Source organism: Pseudoalteromonas sp. G5_S1_14_S5, from assembly GCF_054968605.1.
Genome location: NZ_JBQKUM010000082.1, coordinates 1 through 20,349, shown reverse-complemented (window position 1 = coordinate 20,349; position 20,349 = coordinate 1). Strand labels below are relative to the sequence as shown.

The following is a 20,349-nucleotide window of genomic DNA, read 5'->3' as shown; positions in this document are numbered from 1 at the left end:
AGAGGCTATTTATCACTCCAGACTGCCAGTTCATTGCCGCTTGGCTCGCGAAAATGGAAACGTCGACCACCAGGGAAACTGAATATTTCACGATTGACCTCTCCGCCCGCATCAAGCACATCACGTTCGGTCTGTTCGAGATCTTCACTGTAGAAAACCATCAACGCCCCGCCCTTTTCTGCATCTGAAGACAAATCAGCCAAGTAGAAACCGCCCATTAATCCTTTACCTTCAAAGGCAGAGTACTCAGGACCATAATCTTCAAAGCGCCAACCAAACACTTGGCTAAAAAACGCCTTGGTCGCTGCAATATCTTTCGCGGAAAATTCGATGTAATTGATTGAGCCATGTTCCATATGTATGCCCTTCTACTTTATGTCTGCAAATAAAATACAGCGAAAGCAACTTGAGCTCTTGATCGACACCTCGTCTAAGTAGCTATTTCTTACGAACTACTGGGTAGTCAGAATCATGCAGTTCTTGTACGAAGCCTGAACCATCACCGCTGTGCGTGATCCACACTTTCTCTTTAGCACGTGTCATCGCTACGTAGAACAGACGACGTTCTTCCGCGTATGGGAACACGTCTGAGGATTCAGTTAATGCGCCGTCAATATGCAGTTGCTTCTTCTTCGCTGGGAATTGTCCTTCATCGACGCAAAGGATAATAACGAAGTCTGATTCTTTACCCTTACTGGCATGGCAAGTCATGAAGTTGATATCAATCGAGGTGTAGATCTTCTTCCAGTCTTCCAACAACTCAGGTTTATGGTAGTGATTGCGGCCAAGCATTAACACCGACTTGTTGGTTTTACCTTTAGATTGGCGGTTAAGTTGATCAAGGATCTTCTCAACCTCTTTACTTGGCGCACTATAGACCGCCTTTTGCTTCTGTTGCTTGAAGCTGTTTAGCTCTTTCGGCAACTGAATTGGGTTTTCTTGCACAAAGCGATTTGCCACGGCACCTAACTGATTGTTGAAACGATACGTGGTATCCAGGTGATGAATCGTCGAGCTCGCAAAACGATCTTTGAAGCCTGTAGTTAAATCTACGTCTGCACCTGCAAATTGGTAAATTGATTGCCAATCATCGCCCACGGCAAAAATAGACGCTTGGTGTTCGGCTTTGGACTGGTTACACAGCGCCTCAACCAAAGCAAGGCGATCAGGAGAGATGTCTTGATATTCGTCGATCATGATGAACTTCCAAGGCGAGATAAACTTACCTTTTTCGACGTACTGAGTCGCACGGCTGATCATGGTCGAGAAATCGATATGGTTCTCTTCCTTCAATGCCTTCTGCCACGCCGTCACACAGGGCCAGCACAGGGATAGCTCACTGTTAAGGCGTGTGTAATCTCGGTGATCGATAAGCTGCTGCTGTACCTCTTTCTTGGTTAAGCCTGATGCGTTCAACTGTTCTAGTTGCTTTTCAAGCCAGCCAATTAGCTTAAGATTCGAAACATGGCTGCCTAGCTCGTCATCACCCGTCAGGTAAGCAATTGGCCATTTAGACAAATGCTTCTGCCAACGTTTGAAGTTGGTCGGCGTCATCCAGTGCTTCTTCAACCAATCAATGCACCAAGCTTGGCGCTGGTTATCATCCAAAACAAGGGGAGAAATGACCACACGTTCGGCTTCAACCTCATTCAAGATCTTCAAACCCAACTGGTGGAAGGTATTCACTTGAACTTTCTCAGCCGACAAACCAATTTTGCTGTCGAGGCGCTGCTTCATTTCTTCGGCCGCTTCACGACCAAAAGCAAGCAATAAAAGCTCTTCGGCTTGCGCTTGATGACTTTGCAATAAATAAGCGACACGTGCTGTCAGAACACTGGTTTTCCCTGAGCCCGCACCTGCAAGAATCAGGTTATGGTCATCGTTCATTAACACCGCGTATTGCTGGGACAAGTTCAACGGAGATGACTCACATTGAGCAAACAAGACTTCCCAGTTTTTTCTCTCTGTCTCTAGCCATTGCTGGTTTCTTTCCGCTTGCTTAGCCTCGGTGTCAGATAACCACGGCTGCAGTCTTGCGATGCGATTTGGCATACGCTGTGCAGCTTCGTCCAGGGTCATCGTCATACTCTCTAGGCCAGAGTTAACACTCTCTACCCAAGTGTTGACTTTAGAATGAGGAAGAAAGGCTGGAAGTTGCTCTAACCGTAGAAGCTCAGCTTCCCATTGAGGCACGTGTTCGGCCAACTGCTCGCATTGTGTGTCGTGCCACTTCTGGTATGCCGCCACCGATGCGCGTGCAAATTGACGACACTGGTCCCAAGGTAGACCTTGAACTAACCAACTGCGCTGCTTACCGTCTTGTTGGTTAGCAAAAAACTGTAACGATCCCCAAAACAGTCCGCGTTTGATCGCGATCTTGCCACTCCAAATAGTAAACGGGATACGTTCCTCACTGCCTACTGACGACAACAGCAGACGTGAACCATCGAGTTCAACCTGATGGTATTCATTTTGAATAAAAAATTGTGCAGTCTTGTTAGCGCTTAGCTGCATTGGAGTGTGCTCTTAATTGGGAATATTGAATTTATATCATGATGCAATGAGAATTAATAATATCTCATATCTTATCGACGCTTTCATGACCACCTACGGACAATTATGGATAAGTATCAAATTCTTGTGCTTGATTTCTGTTAGGATTATGGTTTTTAGTACGTCAAGCGAGTGACTGTGGAATTTTCAGCCAAATTACGCCTCTATTGGGCAAATAAAACCATAAATTACAGCGTATTAATTCTCATCACTCTGCTCGGTGTATTAGTGCCTGCTTGGTATTACGGACAGAACACACTCATCACCCCACTGATTCTAGGTGTCATCGCGGCCGCACTGGCTGAAAGCGACGATAGCTTTACAGGACGACTCAAAGCCCTGACCTTAACCTTTATATGTTTTGCAATCGCTGCCTTTTCTGTTGAACTTATTTTCGACACGCCGTGGTTGTTCGCGTTAGGTCTATTTGCATCAACATTCTCATTCATCATGCTAGGCGCAATTGGCCCGAAATACGCAAGCATTGCGTTTGGCTCGCTGCTAGTGGCCATCTACACCATGCTAGGTGCCCATGAGAGCACCAACTTATGGTTCCAGCCTTTGTTGCTATTAACAGGCGCGGCTTGGTACTACTTCATGTCGATGATTTGGCAGATTGTGTGGCCAATGCAACCCGTACAGCATAACCTTGCCACGGTGTTTGACCAAATTGGCACCTACATGGAATCTAAGGCTGAGCTTTTCTACCCAGTATCTGACCTTGTTCCTCAGCCACACCGCATTATTGAAGCTAAATTAAATGCGAGTACCGTGAACGCGCTCAACATGTGTAAAGCGACGCTACTTAACCGTTCTAAGCGTGGACACATTGATGGCCCTAGTGACCGCTTCTTAAATACTTATTTCATCGCGCAAGACATTCACGAGCGTGTAAGTTCGACCCACTATCGTTATCAAGAGCTTGCTAAACACTTTGAACGCTCTGACGTGCTATTCCGCTTCAAATACCTACTGGAAGCGCAGGCAACGGCATGTAAAGAAGTGGCGAGCTCACTACAGGTTGGTTCTGAATATCAACATGGTGACAAGTCTGTATTGGCGCTAGATGAGCTGATGTCTTCACTTAATCATCTACACCAACAGAATAAGCCCGAATGGAAGCCGCTGCTGAACCAACTGGGTTACCTGTTCAATAACCTAGCGACCGTTGAGAAGCAGTTATCAAACATTAGTAACCCAGATGCAGAAAAGCTAGAAGATGACGTATTAGACGACACAAACCCGCATACGTTGTCGGCAATGTTGCAAAAGATCAAAGCTAACCTACATACGGACTCTATGCTATTTCGCCACGCGATTCGTATGGCAATCACACTGACACTTGGCTACGGGATCATCCAAGGGGTTGAGATCGAACGCGGTTATTGGATCTTGCTAACAACACTGTTTGTTTGCCAACCCAACTACAGTGCTACACGCCAAAAGCTGACTGCTCGTGTTTTTGGTACCGTTGCTGGATTGTTGATAGGTGTTCCACTGCTCACCTTCTTCCCTTCTCAAGAGAGCCAATTGGTCTTCATTGTGATCAGTGGCGTGATGTTCTTTGCGTTCCGCATCAATAATTACGGCTTCGCGACAGGCTTCATCACCCTATTGGTACTGTTCTGCTTTAACCAACTTGGTGAAGGCTACGCTGTGGTTCTGCCGCGGCTTGCCGATACCTTCATCGGCTGTGCTCTCGCGGTACTAGCTGTCGTTTATGTGTTGCCCGACTGGCAATCAAAACGACTACACAAGGTCATGGCCGACGCGCTCGATGCCAACAAGAACTACTTGGCACAGATCATCGGTCAGTATCGTGTAGGCAAAAAAGACACGTTGAATTACCGTATCGCTCGTCGCAGTGCGCACAACAACGATGCGAACCTGACCGTGGCGATCAGCAGTATGTTAGTCGAACCTGGGAAATATCGTACTTCTGAAGATGAGAGTTTCCGCTTCCTAACGCTCAACCATGCCCTATTAAGCTACATTTCCGCTTTGGGTGCTCATAGAACACGTATCGACGACGAGTCGACACACAAACTCGTTTTAGATGCTCACCGTGTCATCCATGAGCACCTCGACGCGCTCAATGATCAGCTTTTCTCTCACTGCGAACAGTGTGAAGTCAAAAATTCATACGATCCTGATTTGGATAAACGTTTGAGTGAGTGGCGAGAAGAAGATGAAAGTTCTGTCAGAATGGTTCTACAGCAGCTGCATTTGATTTATCGAATGCTTCCAGAACTGCATACGCTAGCAACCAAATTTGCAGTTAAAGTAAAAATCAACAAAGCGTTTGAAACTGACGATTCTTGAACGAAGCGTAAAGTAATTTAAAAACAAAAAGATAGCGACAATCGCCTGCCTTTTGATCACTTGTTAAGTTTGCAGGTTGCTCTGCCAATACCTATCTTTGGGCAGGACAACTCCTCACCTAGCCTTACTACATAAGGGGTGAGTCGATTTTTACATTGTCATGACTTTCTGACTTTGATTGACCAAGCCTTAACTTTGCTTAACATTCCTCGGACAAAAAGCGACCACAGAAATTTATAGTTGCCTTAGGTCTAGGAAACGACAAGATAAGTTTAATATTCGCTTAATCTTGTTTGATTTCTGGTTACAGTAGCCTATTCTCATTAGAGCATATGGAATTGCAGCAAGGTCACATTATGAATACTCAACAGTTTGAAGCATTTAAACAGCAGATCCAACTTCTTAGCCCGGAGCAACTGAAAACGTTGCAAGGCGAGATCGACGGTAACCTGGAAACAGATAGAGCAGCTCTGCTTACTGATGAAGAGCTAAACGCACTTAACGATCTGTTTAGTTAATAGACAGACCTCACTATTTTAGCTTAAGTTTATTTTTTGTAGATCTCACCTGCTTACCATTACGCTTAAAATATCGTCCACCTAGACACTTCCCATACGTCAATTAAAGGTGCTGCTATGTCGATATCTGGTTACGCCATTATTCAGCAGTCTGCTAGCATGGCTGAAGAAGCAGCGATTTCAGCTTTAATCGAGTTGAACCTGAGCAATCACTTTCATTTAAAGAAAAAGAAACAGAACCTACTGCTTCTTCAAGCGATACCTTGGTCAAATTAACGCAGAGTGCTAGCTATAACCGTGTCGGTGCTAGCGTTGTGGATCGCCAAAACGAAGCCATTGGCAGCTTGATCGACACCCATATTTAAGCCTTGCTGATCATTTGAGCGAGACTACAATCAAGTTCAATGATGGTTTCCAAGAGTTTGAAACCAGACAACTCAAGCACTTTAGAGGCTTTTTTATGTAATAAGCGCACAAACTGTAACTCATTATATCTGGCGCTTGTTTCTGGTTAATTACTCGGTAGAATCAGCGCAAACCAATTTGCTGCACAAACTTTACTTCATACTATTTATGCCAAAACTAAATCTGCATCGCCGCGACTATGTTTCTATTTTAGGGGGCGATATCTCCGCAGACGAATTAGAAAATAAACTCCAGCCTCATTTTGAAAAGCCGACAAAGAAGCTGACACCTAGCCCTTACCTGACCGAAAAGAATGTGACACGCCGTTGGACGGCTCTCGACAACGCAGAATCACAACAAGAGCTACTCGATCCTCATACCGAAATTCAGATGCAAGCCTATGAAAAAAACATCGAGCACTTCGTTGGAACGGTGAAGGTGCCTGTCGGTATATCTGGTCCGCTGCGCGTTAATGGCTTGTTTGCCCAGGGTGATTACCTAGTTCCACTGGCAACAACGGAGGCAGCACTTGTCGCATCTTATAACCGAGGCTCAAAACTCATTAGTGCTTGTGGTGGTGCGAGTACAATGTTACTCAATGAAGGTGTCACGCGTACCCCTGGCTTTGCATTCCAAGGTTTAGTTGAAGCTGGACAGTTTGTGGCATGGGCAGTAACCCAGTATGAGAAGTTTAAAACCTTAGCTGAATCTACCACCTCCCACGGCAAACTTACCGATATCAATATAAACATTGAAGGCAACCATGTTTATTTGGTGTTTGAGTTTCTTACGGGGGATGCATCTGGTCAGAATATGGTTACCATCGCGACCAATGCGGTATTTGAGTACATCATAGAACACACCCCTGTTAAACCAGACCACGCCTTCCTTGATGGTAACTTGTCGGGTGATAAGAAAGCGAATACCCAAACTTTGCGCAGCGTGCGTGGCAAAAAGGTAACCGCTGAGGTTAATATCCCAGCAGAACTGGTTGCTAAGTACCTACATACCACGCCAGAGAAGATGGTTCAGTTTGGTCAAATGACTACTGTAGGCGGCGCTCTTAGCGGCACTATCGGTATCAATGCCCATTACGCTAATGCACTGGCTGCACTTTACATCGCTTGCGGACAAGACGCTGCGTGTGTTGCAGAATCTGCCATCGGCATGACTCGTATGGAGCTGAACAAAGAAGGCGGTTTATACGCAAGCGTAACGCTTCCTAACCTAATGGTGGGGACTGTTGGTGGCGGTACAAACCTTCCAAGCCAAAAAGCGTGTCTTGATTTGCTAGGCCTGCACGGCAATGGTAAATCTCAAGCCTTAGCTGAGGTTTGTGCTGCATTGTGTTTAGCCGGTGAGCTTTCAATCGTAGGTGCATTTTGCGCAGGCCACTTTTCACGAGCTCACCATAAGTTAGCTCGTAAATAGCTTTTATCCAATTTCGCATGTTCGGTTTTGCCGTCCATGCATTATGGAAAAGCAGATTGGTGGCTCATTACTAAGCCCTTGGTGATATTGTGGGGTTGCTCTCTATCTGACGATTTAATGTCCAGAACGCTAATTACACATTTGTATTTAGCGTTTTTTAATACCTAACATCAAACGTTTAAAACATTGGCTATCAAGGCTACTAGAAATAGAAAACCCACATAAGTGGCATTAAGACCGTTGATGTGGGTTCGGTTATTTATGTGTTACTTTATTCACTAAGACGTGTTTGGAACTTTAATTCTCGCTAAATACTTAGCCAAAGGCTTCAAATAAACGACTTACGTCCAACGCCCATCAGCACTTTTAGCTTGCCTTGTGGGGTATCAATTGAGAAAGGTGTCGATACTTCAACGACAGAAAACCCGGCAGCACTCAATACGTTCTTTGAACGCTCAGGGCTTACGCCGTAATCATCGCTGTCGTTTTCTAAGCACCAGTCCCAGTGAACAAATGTGCCATCATTTTCGAGTAGCGTATAAATCAGGCTTACTGTGTCTTGTAGGTTCGGGATAAAGCCACAAACCGACGATGCCACCACTAAATCGAACTGATTTCGGAATGCTGGATGCTGAGCTGCAAGCCCGCGCGATAGAATATCAACAACCGGTTCAACGTTGGATAGCTCTTTCTTGTCTAGCTCTTCAATCATCCCTTCAGACATGTCGAGTGCGATGATCTCTTTTGCTAAAGGAGATATTTTTTGGCTGAGTAGTCCTGTACCACAACCAAAATCAAGGACACGGGTTCCGTTTAAATCAACGAGCTGTGTTAACTGGTCAAATACGGACTGTGCGAATACTGCGGTCGCAGGATCTTTATCCCAATCAACGGCGTACTCGTCCCATTGTTTCGCCATCATGGCCTCCATCTTTACTTCTTGTAGGTTCGGAACCTGCTCAGAGTAAACTAAATTAGTCAATTCGTCATAGAGTTATCATGCAAAGATGGACTATTTCTAAGATAGTCAGCACAATATTCATATAATATGCACCAACAACCGCTCAATCTGGAAACGAAATGAACCTTTCTCAAGTCCAAGCCTTCTGTTCTGTTGCTGATTTAGGATCAGTCTCTGAAGCTGCTCGCCAGCTAGAATGCAACCGAACCAAGCTTAGTATGTCTATCAAAGCCTTGGAAAAAGAGTTAGATGTCGAACTTTTCGTACGTAGTGGCAACCACGTCGAGCTGTCTGAAGCAGGCAAAGCCATCTATAAAGATTGCGAAGGAATGTTAGTGACCGCTGCGCGTATTAAACAAACCTGCCTGCATGTTTCTGGTGAGTTCAACGCCGAGATATGGATTGCTCGCGACGATTCTCTGCCCGATGAAATGTGGCAAGATCTATCTCATACGCTAAATAACAAGTACCCTTCTACCTCTTTTAACTTCGTTCTTGCATCCAGTGGCGACTTATCCAATCTTGTCGAGACTCAACAAGTTGATTTTGCCTTCGGCGTTGATTATGAACGTGTAGACGACCCACGAATCATTTATAACCCACTTGGTAAGATTCGGATGATGTCTGTGTGTAAAAAAGGACATGACCTGAGTGCAATGCGCCGCGTCTCTGACGAGGTGTTAAGAAATTCGATGCAAGCGACCATGGTTTATCTCAACGAAAAAAATAACCCAGAGCTTGAGCCCTTCTCCCGTCGTTACATTGGTTTCTCTAGCTTTGACTTTATGCTGGATACAATTTTGCGTGAAGACGCATGGGGCGTAATGCCAGAGCCGCTGATTCGTCACTTGCTGCGTAAACAAGAATTGGCAGTGATCAAACACACGTACGGTCTAACTCAAGAAGATTACTGTATGTTTACAGCAGCAGGGATGGCAGAGCACCCAGGTATGAACTGGCTCGCGGACCAGCTGAGTGATTACTTATTCGATTTCTAATTGAGGCTGGTTAAAAGACCATCACGTGATCCACTAGATAGCATCCGTCTTCTTCAACTAACACCATTTCAGCAACGAATTCGCCTTTGGCAATGGTATACGCTTGCTTCCATATAAAAGCAACGGAATCAGAGCGCCTAAACACCGCAATAGGTTCGCGCTCTGCAAAAAAGCCGTTGCTGTGTTGATAATGATGACACACCTTTTCTAAATACTCAGGCGTCACTATGTCCCTCATTCGTTGAGTAAAGTCGCGACAATGTTGGGCATGATCCACATTGGTTGAACCCTCCATTAAATTATCCATAATAGGGTTAGCGATTGCCCACAAATCGCTGTCGCTAATATCATCAAACTTCATCGTCATCCTTTTTTCCACTATCCCAAGCGCTAATGCCCTTCACCGCGCTATAAAACACCGATCAATGATGTGTTTTATTAATGATAAGCGATCTTGATTCAGTTGCACACTAGTCCACGAAAACAGTCATCGTCAATTTTACTGACACTAATAAATTAACTTAAGAGATTGAATTTAAATAAATAATATAAAAACCCATGTTCTGTAAAAGAAACATTATCAGATAGAGTTTGAAAATCACGCTTAATATTACAACAATGAAATTATCAGAAACTTCTGGAAAATATTATGTGTGACAGGAAAAGCCAAAACGAAAATCGAGTTCTGTTGTTCTCAGCCCTTTTAGCATCAGGCTTCGCTATTGGCGGATTGGTGTTGGGTCTTCTCGTTGGCTCTCTGGTCATAATATTTGACGGCGTCTATTCTCTTATCAGCTTACTGTTAACTTTATTGTCGCTAGCTGCCTCAAAATACATTAATCGCCCTTCAGACCGTGAATTTCCGTTCGGTCGTGCAATCATTGAGCCTATCGTCATTACGATTAAAGCCGCTGTCATTTTACTTGTGGTTGGTTATTCACTGTATTCAGCAATTAGTGCTTTGATGACTGGCGGTCGTGAGGTTGACGCTTCTATCGCAACTCTATTTGGTATTTTTAACGTATTGGGCTGTGGTTACGCGTGGTGGTATATTGCTAAGAAAAGTAACAGCATTTCGTCTGGCTTGATTCAGGCTGAATCTAAACAGTGGCAAATGGATACACTATTAAGTGTCGCGGTAACAGCTGGTTTTGTCGTCGCGTGGTCAATGACATTTTCACCGCTCGCAGAATACGCTGTTTATGCCGATCCAATGATGATGGTGCTGATGTCTTTCTACTTCATCAAAGTACCGTTCGATATGCTAAGAGAAGCTATGCGTGAGCTACTAATGATGTCGGCAAACAAAGAAATTTGTGACGCGGTAGATAAGAACGTTGTCGCGGTAGACAAAGAAGCAGAACAAGATTTGGAGCTAATCGGTGTGACTAAGGTTGGTCCTGAGCTAAGAATCAACGTTGATATTCATACCAACGACCAACAAGCGATTGCGGTCGATGATATTGAACGTACGCGCCGCCAACTAAAGCGACGCCTCTCTAAGATGCCATATAAGCTTCAACTGAACCTCAACATCGCGAGCTAACTTATCACCCCAGCAATCGGTAGATAAACACAATTGCTATTGAGATTGAATCTCTTCAGAAGCCGACGCCTTAACCGTCGGCTTTTTCTCCCTTGTAACCCACCAGCAGGCTAGTGACCCAATCGTCACCATACATACTCCCTGCCAAAATGTGATAGTCAGCGTTAAACCTAAAATCATAGAAGAGAGTAAGGTTGCAAAAATTGGCGTGAAATAAGACATAGTCGCGAGAAAAACCATGTTGCCACCCAATATTGCGGTATTCCAAAGCGCGTAGCCCGCGCCCATACACACGCCAGCTAAAGCCAAATCAATCGCGGCACTGCTCGTCATTACCATACCGGTTTCGCTGCTCAGTGCATATTTGATCCACAACGTGATAGCTGTAACAATAAAGAACAGCACAATCGCATTCTGCCCTTTCGCAACTTTCTGAGTGTAATTACAGTAAACCGCCCAAATAATCGCGCCGAAGAACGCCATCGAATAAGTTTTAGGGTTAGTCGCGATATTTGCCGCAATCTGTTCAACAGAGAGACCTTGGTCGCCACTGATGCTCCAAGCCACACCAAAGAAAGCTAAAAAGATACTTGGGTAAACCAGCCAATTTATCTTTTTATCGCTGAGTAATACCGCAAACAATACTGTCAGCGCTGGCCAAAGGTAGTTGATAACCGCCATCTCTAAGGCCTGATGTCGGTTATTTGCCATGCCTAACGCTAAAGCTAGAAAGATCTCGTAGCAAACAAACAGCGCACCACCAATCAACAAATAAGACTTTGAGAAGCGTTTCAGCTTAGGTAACCCCATCACGCAAACCAAAAACAGTGAACTCACAGTATAAAGGCTGGCTGCGCCGCCGATTGGGCCTAATTGCTCTGATACACTACGAGACAACGCAATTAAGCAGCTCCAAAGTAAAATGGCAGCAATACCGTAGCAGCTATGGCGATGAGATTTCAGCACACTTATTCCTTCTATTTATTATGAGTGGTTATCGTGGCAGCTTAAAGCATAATTACGCTTGAGTACTACAATCGAAAAGTGAAACCTGTAGAAATTAAGCAGCCGAGCACAGAATTGTACTCGGCTATTAGTGATCAACGAATAAAGTGATGATCAAGGAATAAAGCTAAAGTCAGTGAGCCGTTACGCTAGCAGAAGTGCTTGCAGCTCAGCTAGAGACTTCACTTGATAATGAGGGTTAATACCTTCTGGCGTCGCCTTCTCTTGTCTGTTTAACCAACAGGTCTCGATACCAAAGTCTAAGCCACCTAAAATATCAGAGTGTGGGTTATCACCCACCATCAAAATGCGCTGCTTTGCTGGTAAGCCGACAAGCTTGTGTGCATGTTCAAAGATCTCAGCATCTGGCTTAGCAACGCCGACTTCTTCAGAAATGATCACATGCTCGAAGTAATCAGTCATGCCAGTGCGCTCTAAACGGATCGATTGCAGCTCAGTGAAGCCATTGGTAATAATGCCCATGTTCACCTTGCCTTGTAACGATTCCATTAGCTCTTTGGCACCCGGTAGAAGAGAACAGATGTCCGCCATTGCTGTTAGGAATGCACTGTTTAATTCTGCAGTTGTTGTTTCTAACTTTTCAGCCCAGCTTTCGAAACGTGTGTGCTTCAGTTGATTAGCCGTAATTCGGCCATCTTGATATTCTACCCATAGTGGTAGGTTTACTTCTTGATAAACGGAATAATCCTGCTCGCTAAAATCCACACCAAAACGTGAGAACATTAGCTTCATTCCTTGAAAAGCGTCAAAGTGGAACAAGGTTTCATCCGCATCAAAGAATATCCAATCGTACTTCATTATCTGTCCTATTATTCGCGCTATCGAGCCGTGTTTATATTTTGTTCTTTCCTAACCTCACGGTTAAGTATGCATTCTACTACCATTTTTGTGAGCCTGAATATAGTTCTAAGAATTTGTAGAAAACAAGCAACAAGTCATGATGTACCGCAAATTTTCCCACATACTGAACAAATATCATAAAGGTAATACACGAACTGTACAGGGAGGTACTATGAAGCACTTCTTACCGTCATCCGTCATGCTCACTTCATTCCTGGTCAAATACTAAGATGAAGAACCACAAGAGACGTGAGATTCGCCTGAGCAACCAGAAACTCAGACCGTGTGCGATACCGATTCGATTCAAGAGCCAATAAATGAAGAACGTAAACCAAAACTGACAAGATACACATCAAACAACCATAGAAACAATTGCTATATGAGCCCTATCACAACCAATAACCAGAAAGTGGTAGTTCGGAATCAAAGTTGTTCCAGATCAATGCTCGACCAGTTGTTTGCCGACAACATAGAGGTAATTAAAAATCATAATTAACCGGAGTTTTCCAATGTCTAGTGCATTTTACATCTGACAATCAACTTCATGGGTACTGGCTGTTTAAAGGATGCTGCTGATAGTATTCAGTCTCAAAGTTTTAAAAAAGGTCTTATCGTAACCGATAAAATCCTAAACCAAATTGGTGTGGTTAAGCAGGTTCAGGACCTTCTTGGCGAACGCGGTGTGGGTGCTGTGGTATTTGACGGTACTCAACCAAACCCAACCATCACAAACGTAAACGATGGCCTTGAGCTGCTCACAAACAACGACTGTGACTTTGTTATCTCTCTTGGCGGCGGCTCTCCACACGACTGTGCAAAAGGTATTGCACTTTTGGCTTCTAACGGCGGCAAGATTGCAGATTACGAAGGTGTTGACCAATCTGAAAAACCTATGATGCCTCTTATCGCTATCAACACCACTGCGGGCACTGCTTCTGAAATGACACGTTTCTGTATCATTACAGATGAAGATCGCCACATTGAGATGGCTATCGTTGATAAGCACACAACACCGCTTATCTCAGTAAACTATCCTGAGCTAATGCTTGCTAAGCCTGCATCATTGACTGCTGCAACGGGTATGGATGCACTAACACACGCAATCGAAGCTTACGTTTCTATCGCAGCGACACCCATTACAGACGCAGTAGCGATTAAAGCCATTGAACTTGTACAAACACACCTAAGAACAGCTGTAGCACAAGGCGAAGACATTGAAGCTCGTGAGCAAATGGCTTACGCACAGTTCATGGCGGGTATGGCGTTCAACAACGCATCACTGGGCTATGTTCACGCGATGGCGCACCAATTAGGTGGCTTCTACGACCTTCCACACGGCGTATGTAACGCTATCTTACTCCCACATGTTCAACGCTACAACGCGCAAGTTTGTCCTGAGCGCCTACGTGATGTTGCGAAAGCAATGGGCGTGAATGTTGAAGGTAGGACCCCAGAGCAAGGTGCAGAAGCAGCCATCGAAGCGATTGTTCAACTAGCGAATGATGTGAACATCCCAACTGGTATCGCGCAACTTGGTGCGTAACTAGAAGACATTCCTACATTGCCTGACAACGCACTGAAAGATGCATGTGGTTTTACTAACCCTAAACAAGCGACTCACGAAGAAATCTCTGCGATTTTCGAAGCGGCAATGTAATCTAACGTTAAGTCACTTACAAGCTAACCAACAAACGGGCTCACTTTTAGAGCCCGTTTTCTGTGCCTGCCATACGCGATTCAACCCTCTGTTTTGAACAACCACAATTCCAGTTAAACATCATTTAAAGTCTTATATTTTCATATACTTATTTATAGTCAAATTATTAAGCCATAGAATAACAAACAGGTTCCATTGAGCCGTTAGACAGTTAGCACTTCATTATTGGCATCACTCGCTACCCACTCTGCTCTTGCAAAAGAAACGGATGATTGTCACAGCCAGCCAAAAGATAAACAGAAATCTTAACTTTTGTAATTTCTTACTCGTGCCGCTTCTGCTTCGCGTTTATCTACCACTGTTTTACCGATTGGTGCCAATGAGATAATCGCTAGCTTAAGATGCTGAATCGCAAATGGAATACCGATGATAGTAATGAAGCACGCCACAGCCGACATGATATGACCAATTGCAAGCCAAATACCTGCAAACAAGAACCATATAATGTTACCTATCATACCTAATGGGCTTGTCCCGATATCCATTTCATTAGTCAGTTCATCACGAGAAATGGCTTCTTGACCAAATGGAAAGAACGAGAAGTTCCCCATAACAAAACACGCTCTACCCCACGGAATACCAACGATGGTAAGGAATGCAAGCAGCCCAAAGAACCACCACGCCAATCCCATAAATACGCCACCGAACAGAAACCAAATGATGTTACCTATTGTTTTCATTCTGTATTCTCCAACTCTCTGAATGCAATTTAATTACTATGCCAAATAAGGCACTGCTTGTTTCAATGGGTTTATTATTGTTGAGCCTTTATGAACCGTTTATGAATCAACGCTATTTTGTGTTTGATACACGCCACGAAACACTAAATCCACATAGGGCTCATTGAATTTATTTGATACCATTCAGTTCTGACTAAAGCGCAGACTAAACAACGAATTTAAGGTCGAAACTATGAACAATACAGAGCAACCTAAAAAGAAAGTGAAAAACTGGGTGCCTATCGTCTTCTTCGGAGTTCTTAGCACCATTCCTGTATTCATGTTCCTAGTCGACGTGTATATCAACCAATATATGTAACACTGTCCCGCTATCTCTGTCTGAATGAATACAAGCAAGCCCGCTTGTATTCATTCTAATGAGCACTCCTCACCACATTCAATTCAGTTTCTTTGCACTCAAATCAGAGCTTCGCTAATGAAGTCTAAGATATCGATCAAGGCGATCTCTAGCGCTGTTGGTTGATTCATGGTGCCAGTGATCACAAACACAGCCGCTTCATAACCAAGCAACTCTGCGACTTTGGTTTCAAAGCCTTCGATGAACTCACCATCCCAGTATGTATCGTGATGTATTTTGTGCTGTTCACACCATTCAGCCATCTGAGCAAATGTTTGTGCCGGAGTCGGATCTAAGTGACCTGAAAGAAACAAATTACACTTTTGCCGCAAGTCCATGCTCATACTTTTTCCTTTATTCATTGTTGTTCTATGTAGAGAGATTGAATTCTTTACGCTCTCTACCAACGTTGACATAAAATACGCTGATTCGCTTTTATTATTCACGAATAATTAGTTTTACTTAGTCGTAGAGTGGAGGGGCGAGACACTCCTAAATCAGAGCATGTTTTATATAATTAAACACTCGGTAAACCTATGTATCTAAATAGATAAGTATGGGCTAATTCGTTGTTCTTCAATCATTCTTCTATTATCGTGTATCTATAATTCCAATAAGCATTATTCGTTAACGGACAAAGAGGGCTTTATGTCGAAAAATCGAGTCTTGGTGCTATTCGCCCACCCTTCTCAGCATCGCTCTGAAGCAAACAAACCCTTATTCGAACAAGCCAAGCGTATTGATGGCGTGACCTGTGTTGACCTCTACGCTGAATATCCAACTTTCAAAATTAACATCGATCATGAACAGAAACGCCTGTTGGACCATGACATCATCATTTTTCAATTCCCACTTTATTGGTATTCAACTCCTGCAATTCTAAAAGAGTGGCAAGACCTTGTTCTTGAGTATGGTTTTGCCTACGGCACGGATGGCAATGAATTAGAAGGCAAAAGCTTAGTCTGTAGTATCACAGCTGGCGGTAAACAAGACGCCTACCAATGCGATGGCTACAACCATTTCACCATCAGAGAATTGCTGCATCCTATTGAGCAAACAGCTTCATTATGTGGCATGAACTATCTTGCCCCCTTCGCGTTATTTGGTTCACGTACCGCTCTGGAAGAAAACCGCATTCAAGAGCATGTAGACAACTATAAGTTTCTATTAGAGGCGTTAGTTGCTGGCAAAGTGAACGTAAAGAAAGCCGGTAGGGCAGAAAAGCTCAATCACTACATTGAAGATTTAAAAGCTGAGGTTAAATAATGACGGGATATTTTCTACAAGCATTTATTTAGTTGCTGCTGTTATCGCAGTACCGATTGCTAAAAGGTTAGGATTAGGCTCAGTGCTCGGTTATTTGATTGCCGGTGTTGTCATCGGCCCTATCATTGGTCTTGTGGGTGAAGAGACAACCACAATTCAGCACTTTGCCGAATTCGGCGTGGTGATGATGCTGTTTCTAGTTGGCCTTGAACTTGAGCCTAAGATGCTATGGGCAATGCGAAACCGCTTGATGGGGCTTGGTGGCCTGCAAGTGGGAGGCACCGCAGCCATTGTAATGGGCATTGCTCTTGTATTTGGTCAACCTTGGAGTATCGCTCTCACTATCGGCTTAATCTTTGCACTCTCTTCAACAGCAATCGTTCTCCAAACGTTCAATGAAAAAGGGCTATCAAAGACCGAAGGCGGTAAGAATGCTTTCTCGGTTCTTTTATTCCAAGATATTGCCGTAATTCCGATGCTGGCATTCATTCCTTTACTTGCATTGCCTGAGTTGGTTACTTTGGCTGAAACCGCAGCACAAACCGCAGCACACCACAATGAGTTGAGTTTAGTGGCAGGCCTTCCAAGCTGGGCTTACGGTCTTGTGATTACTGCATCGATTGCTATCGTTGTCGTTGGCGGGCACTACTTAAGTCGCCCACTATTCCGTTTCGTGGCAAGCTCTGGCCTGCGTGAAATCTTCACAGCGACCGCTCTGATGCTGGTTATTGGTATTGCTGCGCTGATGAGCCTTGTCGGTCTATCACCTGCGTTGGGTACTTTCCTTGCGGGCGTGGTATTAGCGAACAGTGAATTCAGACACGAACTGGAATCGAACATCGACCCATTCAAAGGGTTATTACTTGGTCTGTTCTTTATCACGGTAGGTGCAGGCATCGACTTTGGTGTTTTGTTCAACGACTTTGCACTTATCATCGGTCTAACAATTGGTGTAATGGCACTTAAAGCACTAGTACTATTCACCCTCGCGCTGATATTTAAAATCAAAAATAGTGACCGTTGGTTATTTACACTGAGCTTGGCACAAGCCGGTGAATTCGGATTCGTACTATTAAGCTTCTCTGCGCAAAACTACGTACTACCAGCTGACCTAGTTCAAACGCTATCACTAGTGGTTGCTCTTTCGATGTTCCTAACTCCAGGCCTGTTTATTCTGTTTGATAAGGTAATCCTTCCTCGTTACGAGCAAAAATATAATGACCGTGAAGAAGATACTATCGAAGAGAAAGGCACTGTCATCATTGCTGGTATCGGTCGATTCGGTCAGATCGTTAACCGCTTATTGGTATCGAATGATGTTAAAACGGTGGTTCTGGACCATCAGGCTAACCAAGTAGATGTGCTGCGCTCTATTAATATTAAGTCTTACTTTGGTGATGCGACTCGTCACGACCTATTGCACACTGCAGGTATCGAAGAAGCAGCAATGCTTGTTGTGGCCATCGATAATCAAGACTCTAGCGTAGAGTTGGTCAAATACGTAAAGCACACCTATCCTAAAGTAAAAATCTTGGCTCGTGCGTTCGACCGTGGTCATAGCTACCGCTTGAGAGAAGCTGGCGCTGATTTCGTCGAATCAGAAACCTACCACTCAGCACTAGAAATGGGCGCACAAGCTTTACGCTCGTTGGGTCATCATCCATTCTTTGTAGAGCAACAGAAATCAACCTATCAACGTGTTGAAAGCCGTAAGTCTGAAAAGCTATTCAAAGCTTGGTCGGAAGCAGAAGACAATCCAAGGTACGACAACAACTATCGACAGATATTTATTCACCTCGAAGAAGCAATGAAAGAAGATATGAAGAAAGGCCGCTCCGATAAGCACTCTCGCTCAGAGCGTGGTAGGACACTACCTCCAAAAGGTTATGCAGACGGTTTTGAGGAAGAGGAATCATAGACATCGATTCTTAAACCTAGCTAAAAGCGGCTATTTAGTCGCTTTTTCTTTTTGTATGGCATCTAAATACCGTAAACAAGAGCTATTTATTGACATCTAGGCGGATAATAATCGCAATTAATGTGATCAGTTTATAATTTTTAATCTAGTCCCACTCTTCAAAAATGAATTCACTTTTTACATTTTTGAAACATACCCACCATAAATAAACCTTGGTAAAAATATGGTTTATATGCACTTATTTTAACCATATTGAACTCAGCTAAAATTCCGACAACCAGTTTCAGGGCGTTGAAAACCATTGCATATATCAAAGTTGACCTTACTAACTTTCACAAAAACATACACAAAATCAATACCTGAATCGTCTAATTCACAAATTAAAGCCAATCTAATTAACATAAATATTTCAACAGGTGTCTATCGTTACAATTTGTAACGAATTGAAGTTATCGGTATAGTCCTGCCATCAAAAAAGTGAGACCTATGCGCTCACCTTAAAGGAGATATAATAATGATCACTAATGATGCCGTAATTATGGGCATGTTAGCTGTTATTCTTGGCGGTGTATTTATCACGGAAAGTAGCCAAAACAGCGCACTGAAAAAATTCTATTCATTCATCCCTGGCCTATTGCTCTGCTACTTTGTTCCTTCATTGTTGAACAGCTTTGGTATCATCGATGCGTCAAACTCAAAACTATACTTCGTAGCAAGCCGCTACCTACTACCAGCGGCACTGGTTCTACTGATCATTTCAGCGGACCTTCGTAAGATCTTTGGTCTTGGCTCAAAAGCCGTCATCATGTTCCTGACCGGTACCGTTGGTATTATCATTGGTGGTCCTCTGGCGATTGTAATCATCGACCAAGTAAACCCTGACCTTGTCTCTGGTGACGTGTGGCGCGGCCTAACGACAGTTGCAGGTTCTTGGATTGGTGGCGGTGCAAACCAAGCTGCGATGAAAGAAGTGTTCGAGGTAAATGATAAACTGTTCTCAGCAATGATTACGGTTGACGTTATCTGTGCAAACATCTGGATGGCAGTGCTACTGATTATGGCTGGTCGTCAGAAGAAAATTGACGCATGGCTAAAAGCAGACACTTCTTCAATCGAAGAGCTGAAAGAAACGGTATCGAAATACCAAGAAGAAAACGCTCGCCCGACAACAACAACCGATCTCATGAAGATCGCTGGGATTGCCTTTGGTCTAACAGGCCTTGCTCACTTCTTCAGTGACCTAATCGCACCATGGATCTCAACGAATGCTCCAGAACTAGCAAAATACAGCCTAACATCTGGCTTCTTCTGGCTAATCGTTATGGTTACAACGTTCGCCTTGATCGCTTCGTGCTTCAAATCGACACGTAGCCTAGAGCACAGTGGCGCATCGAAAATTGGTTCAGCGTTCATTTATATCCTAGTTGCTACCATCGGTATGCAAATGGACGTTACAGCAATCTTTGACAACCCAGGTTACTTCTTCATTGGTATCACATGGCTAACTATCCATGCCCTACTCATGATTGCGATGGCGAAAATCATTCGTGCACCACTGTTCTTCATGGCAGTAGGTAGCCAAGCTAACGTTGGTGGTGCAGCATCGGCTCCTGTGGTTGCAGCAGCATTCCACCCAGCATTGGCTCCAGTAGGTATCTTGATGGCGGTACTCGGTTACGCATTAGGTACATACGGTGCTTACATCTGTGGCCTAATCATGCAGGCTGCTGCGGGTTAATTAAACTAACCTGAACGCAAGTTACCCATTAAA

17 protein-coding genes and 2 pseudogenes are annotated in these 20,349 nt (G+C 44.0%); 11 read left to right on the top strand and 8 right to left on the bottom strand.

Annotated features, from left to right (window positions below; genetic code table 11):
- Positions 1 to 5 precede the first annotated feature (5 nt).
- A complete protein-coding gene (locus ACTRWI_RS18940; RefSeq protein WP_499133326.1) occupies positions 6 to 356 on the bottom strand; it encodes a VOC family protein in 351 nt (116 codons plus the stop codon).
- 82 nt (positions 357 to 438) lie between these two features.
- Positions 439 to 2,514: a DNA helicase IV gene (helD, locus tag ACTRWI_RS18935; RefSeq protein WP_499133325.1), complete on the bottom strand. Its 2,076-nt coding sequence runs from the start codon at positions 2,512 to 2,514 to the stop codon at positions 439 to 441.
- 177 nt (positions 2,515 to 2,691) lie between these two features.
- On the opposite strand from helD, the gene yccS reads away from it, so the two are divergent.
- From yccS to ACTRWI_RS18915, 4 genes are all read left to right on the top strand, one after another.
- On the top strand, positions 2,692 to 4,875 hold the full coding sequence (gene yccS, locus ACTRWI_RS18930) for a YccS family putative transporter (protein ID WP_499133324.1): 2,184 nt from the start codon (positions 2,692 to 2,694) through the stop codon (positions 4,873 to 4,875).
- 356 nt (positions 4,876 to 5,231) lie between these two features.
- Positions 5,232 to 5,393: a hypothetical protein gene (locus tag ACTRWI_RS18925; RefSeq protein ID WP_499133323.1), complete on the top strand. Its 162-nt coding sequence runs from the start codon at positions 5,232 to 5,234 to the stop codon at positions 5,391 to 5,393.
- 117 nt (positions 5,394 to 5,510) lie between these two features.
- Positions 5,511 to 5,669: a hypothetical protein gene (locus tag ACTRWI_RS18920; protein WP_499133322.1), complete on the top strand. Its 159-nt coding sequence runs from the start codon at positions 5,511 to 5,513 to the stop codon at positions 5,667 to 5,669.
- Between the two features lie 297 nt (positions 5,670 to 5,966).
- Positions 5,967 to 7,229, top strand: coding sequence for a hydroxymethylglutaryl-CoA reductase (locus ACTRWI_RS18915; RefSeq protein WP_499133321.1), 1,263 nt, complete (start codon positions 5,967 to 5,969; stop codon positions 7,227 to 7,229).
- Positions 7,230 to 7,557: 328 nt separating this feature from the next.
- Here the strand turns inward: ACTRWI_RS18915 and ACTRWI_RS18910 are convergent, their stop codons facing one another.
- Positions 7,558 to 8,148 carry a class I SAM-dependent DNA methyltransferase gene (locus tag ACTRWI_RS18910; RefSeq protein ID WP_499133320.1) on the bottom strand — a complete coding sequence of 197 codons (591 nt, stop codon included), beginning with the start codon at positions 8,146 to 8,148 and terminating at the stop codon, positions 7,558 to 7,560.
- Positions 8,149 to 8,309: 161 nt separating this feature from the next.
- On the opposite strand from ACTRWI_RS18910, the gene ACTRWI_RS18905 reads away from it, so the two are divergent.
- Positions 8,310 to 9,188 carry a LysR family transcriptional regulator gene (locus tag ACTRWI_RS18905; RefSeq protein WP_499133319.1) on the top strand — a complete coding sequence of 293 codons (879 nt, stop codon included), beginning with the start codon at positions 8,310 to 8,312 and terminating at the stop codon, positions 9,186 to 9,188.
- A 10-nt stretch (positions 9,189 to 9,198) separates the two neighbouring features.
- Here the strand turns inward: ACTRWI_RS18905 and ACTRWI_RS18900 are convergent, their stop codons facing one another.
- A complete protein-coding gene (locus tag ACTRWI_RS18900) occupies positions 9,199 to 9,555 on the bottom strand; it encodes a hypothetical protein (protein ID WP_499133318.1) in 357 nt (118 codons plus the stop codon).
- Between the two features lie 282 nt (positions 9,556 to 9,837).
- Between ACTRWI_RS18900 and ACTRWI_RS18895 the strand changes: the two genes are divergently transcribed.
- A complete protein-coding gene (locus ACTRWI_RS18895) occupies positions 9,838 to 10,734 on the top strand; it encodes a cation diffusion facilitator family transporter (protein WP_499133317.1) in 897 nt (298 codons plus the stop codon).
- 36 nt (positions 10,735 to 10,770) lie between these two features.
- Here ACTRWI_RS18895 and yddG read toward each other — a convergent pair whose 3' ends face one another.
- Both yddG and yjjG read right to left on the bottom strand, forming a co-directional pair.
- A complete protein-coding gene (gene yddG, locus ACTRWI_RS18890) occupies positions 10,771 to 11,700 on the bottom strand; it encodes an aromatic amino acid DMT transporter YddG (RefSeq protein ID WP_499133316.1) in 930 nt (309 codons plus the stop codon).
- Positions 11,701 to 11,883: 183 nt separating this feature from the next.
- Positions 11,884 to 12,558 (bottom strand): pyrimidine 5'-nucleotidase, encoded by a 675-nt coding sequence (gene yjjG / locus ACTRWI_RS18885; protein WP_499133315.1) that lies wholly within the window; start codon positions 12,556 to 12,558, stop codon positions 11,884 to 11,886.
- A 551-nt stretch (positions 12,559 to 13,109) separates the two neighbouring features.
- On the opposite strand from yjjG, the pseudogene yiaY reads away from it, so the two are divergent.
- Positions 13,110 to 14,257 (top strand): annotated as a pseudogene (yiaY, locus tag ACTRWI_RS18880) (L-threonine dehydrogenase).
- A gap of 305 nt (positions 14,258 to 14,562) precedes the next feature.
- On the opposite strand, the gene ACTRWI_RS18875 reads toward yiaY, so the two are convergent.
- Entirely contained in the window at positions 14,563 to 14,997 is a 435-nt protein-coding gene (locus tag ACTRWI_RS18875) for a YccF domain-containing protein (protein WP_499133314.1), read from the bottom strand.
- A gap of 232 nt (positions 14,998 to 15,229) precedes the next feature.
- On the opposite strand from ACTRWI_RS18875, the gene ACTRWI_RS18870 reads away from it, so the two are divergent.
- The gene (locus tag ACTRWI_RS18870; RefSeq protein WP_499133313.1) at positions 15,230 to 15,355 is read left to right on the top strand and encodes a hypothetical protein; all 126 of its coding nucleotides are present in this window, start codon (positions 15,230 to 15,232) and stop codon (positions 15,353 to 15,355) included.
- A gap of 98 nt (positions 15,356 to 15,453) precedes the next feature.
- Here the strand turns inward: ACTRWI_RS18870 and ACTRWI_RS18865 are convergent, their stop codons facing one another.
- On the bottom strand, positions 15,454 to 15,738 hold the full coding sequence (locus ACTRWI_RS18865; protein ID WP_499133312.1) for a hypothetical protein: 285 nt from the start codon (positions 15,736 to 15,738) through the stop codon (positions 15,454 to 15,456).
- A 304-nt stretch (positions 15,739 to 16,042) separates the two neighbouring features.
- Here ACTRWI_RS18865 and ACTRWI_RS18860 point away from each other — a divergent pair, with 304 nt between their 5' ends.
- From ACTRWI_RS18860 to ACTRWI_RS18850, 3 genes and pseudogenes are all read left to right on the top strand, one after another.
- A complete protein-coding gene (locus tag ACTRWI_RS18860) occupies positions 16,043 to 16,660 on the top strand; it encodes an NAD(P)H-dependent oxidoreductase (protein ID WP_499133311.1) in 618 nt (205 codons plus the stop codon).
- A pseudogene (locus ACTRWI_RS18855) lies at positions 16,660 to 18,578 on the top strand (monovalent cation:proton antiporter-2 (CPA2) family protein). The gene ACTRWI_RS18860 and the pseudogene ACTRWI_RS18855 overlap by 1 nt, the downstream one beginning before the upstream one ends.
- A gap of 514 nt (positions 18,579 to 19,092) precedes the next feature.
- On the top strand, positions 19,093 to 20,316 hold the full coding sequence (locus tag ACTRWI_RS18850) for a DUF819 family protein (RefSeq protein WP_499133309.1): 1,224 nt from the start codon (positions 19,093 to 19,095) through the stop codon (positions 20,314 to 20,316).
- Positions 20,317 to 20,349: the final 33 nt, after the last annotated feature.

Coding starts and splice junctions, on each gene's coding strand:
- ACTRWI_RS18940 (WP_499133326.1), bottom strand. CDS start 356: ATGGAACATGGCTCAATCAATTACATCGAATTTTCCGCGAAAGATATT.
- helD (WP_499133325.1), bottom strand. CDS start 2,514: ATGCAGCTAAGCGCTAACAAGACTGCACAATTTTTTATTCAAAATGAA.
- ACTRWI_RS18925 (WP_499133323.1), top strand. CDS start 5,232: ATGAATACTCAACAGTTTGAAGCATTTAAACAGCAGATCCAACTTCTT.
- ACTRWI_RS18920 (WP_499133322.1), top strand. CDS start 5,511: ATGTCGATATCTGGTTACGCCATTATTCAGCAGTCTGCTAGCATGGCT.
- ACTRWI_RS18915 (WP_499133321.1), top strand. CDS start 5,967: ATGCCAAAACTAAATCTGCATCGCCGCGACTATGTTTCTATTTTAGGG.
- ACTRWI_RS18910 (WP_499133320.1), bottom strand. CDS start 8,148: ATGGCGAAACAATGGGACGAGTACGCCGTTGATTGGGATAAAGATCCT.
- ACTRWI_RS18905 (WP_499133319.1), top strand. CDS start 8,310: ATGAACCTTTCTCAAGTCCAAGCCTTCTGTTCTGTTGCTGATTTAGGA.
- ACTRWI_RS18900 (WP_499133318.1), bottom strand. CDS start 9,555: ATGACGATGAAGTTTGATGATATTAGCGACAGCGATTTGTGGGCAATC.
- ACTRWI_RS18895 (WP_499133317.1), top strand. CDS start 9,838: ATGTGTGACAGGAAAAGCCAAAACGAAAATCGAGTTCTGTTGTTCTCA.
- yjjG (WP_499133315.1), bottom strand. CDS start 12,558: ATGAAGTACGATTGGATATTCTTTGATGCGGATGAAACCTTGTTCCAC.
- ACTRWI_RS18875 (WP_499133314.1), bottom strand. CDS start 14,997: ATGAAAACAATAGGTAACATCATTTGGTTTCTGTTCGGTGGCGTATTT.
- ACTRWI_RS18870 (WP_499133313.1), top strand. CDS start 15,230: ATGAACAATACAGAGCAACCTAAAAAGAAAGTGAAAAACTGGGTGCCT.
- ACTRWI_RS18865 (WP_499133312.1), bottom strand. CDS start 15,738: ATGAGCATGGACTTGCGGCAAAAGTGTAATTTGTTTCTTTCAGGTCAC.
- ACTRWI_RS18860 (WP_499133311.1), top strand. CDS start 16,043: ATGTCGAAAAATCGAGTCTTGGTGCTATTCGCCCACCCTTCTCAGCAT.
- ACTRWI_RS18850 (WP_499133309.1), top strand. CDS start 19,093: ATGATCACTAATGATGCCGTAATTATGGGCATGTTAGCTGTTATTCTT.